Genomic DNA, 1,052 nt, shown 5'->3' with positions numbered 1-1,052 from the left:
ACCCGGGCTTCGGCGGTACCGTGCGTCTGCCCCGCCTGATCGGTGTGGACAACGCGGTTGAGTGGATCGCCGCAGGCGGCCAGCACAAGGCTGACAAAGCACTGAGCGTAGGCGTAGCCGACGCCGTTGTTGCCCCCGACGAACTGCAAAACGCGGCCATCGATCTGGTCAAGCAGTGCCTGGCCGGCAAGATCGACTTCCGCGCCAAGCGCGCCGAGAAGCTTGAGCCGCTGAAACTACCGCCCATGGAAAACATGATGGCCTTCCAGACCTGCACCGCCATGGTGATGGGCCAGGCTGGCAAGAACTACCCGGCACCGGTAGCGGCCGTGAACACCATGCAGAAGCACGGTGGCATGAACCGCGACAAGGCACTGGAAGTGGAAGCCAAAGGCTTCGCCAAAGTGGCCAAGTCTTCACAGGCAACTTGCCTGGTCGGCCTGTTCCTGGCAGACCAGCAAGTGAAAAAGGTCAACGGCAAAACTGCCAAGGCCTCCAAGGAAATCAACCAGGCTGCAGTACTGGGCGCGGGCATCATGGGTGGCGGCATCGCCTTCCAGTCTGCCTCCAAAGGCACTCCGATCATCATGAAGGACATCGCCGACAAGGCGCTGGACCTGGGCATGAGCGAAGCCAGCAAACTGCTGACCAAGCGTGTTGAGCGCAAGAAAATGAAGCCGGCCAAAATGGCCGAAGTGCTGTCCTCCATCCGCCCGACCCTGAACTACGGCGACTTCGCCAACGTGAACGTGGTGGTTGAAGCGGTTGTTGAGAACCAGAAGGTCAAGCAGTCCGTATTGGCGGAAGTGGAAGGCGAAGTGACCGAGGGCACCGTGCTGGCCTCCAACACCTCCACCATTTCCATCACCAAACTGGCTGAAGCCCTGAAGCGTCCGGAAGACTTCGCCGGCATGCACTTCTTCAACCCGGTGCACATGATGCCGCTGGTGGAAGTGATCCGTGGCGAGAAGACCTCCGACGAAACCGTTGGCACCCTGGTGGCCTACGCCCAGAAAATGGGCAAAACTCCCATCGTGGTTAACGACTGCCCC

Annotated in this window: 1 protein-coding gene; it reads left to right on the top strand. The window is 60.3% G+C overall.

Going from position 1 to position 1,052, the window contains the following annotated elements; genetic code table 11:
* The coding region (locus tag A3754_RS00465; protein WP_231880426.1) for a 3-hydroxyacyl-CoA dehydrogenase NAD-binding domain-containing protein at positions 1–1,052 on the top strand (1,052 nt) is incomplete at both ends.

The sequence above is a fragment of the Alcanivorax sp. HI0083 genome, assembly GCF_001635175.1.
Note: the sequence above shows the minus strand (reverse complement) of the source record. Positions and strands in the feature narration are given on the sequence as shown.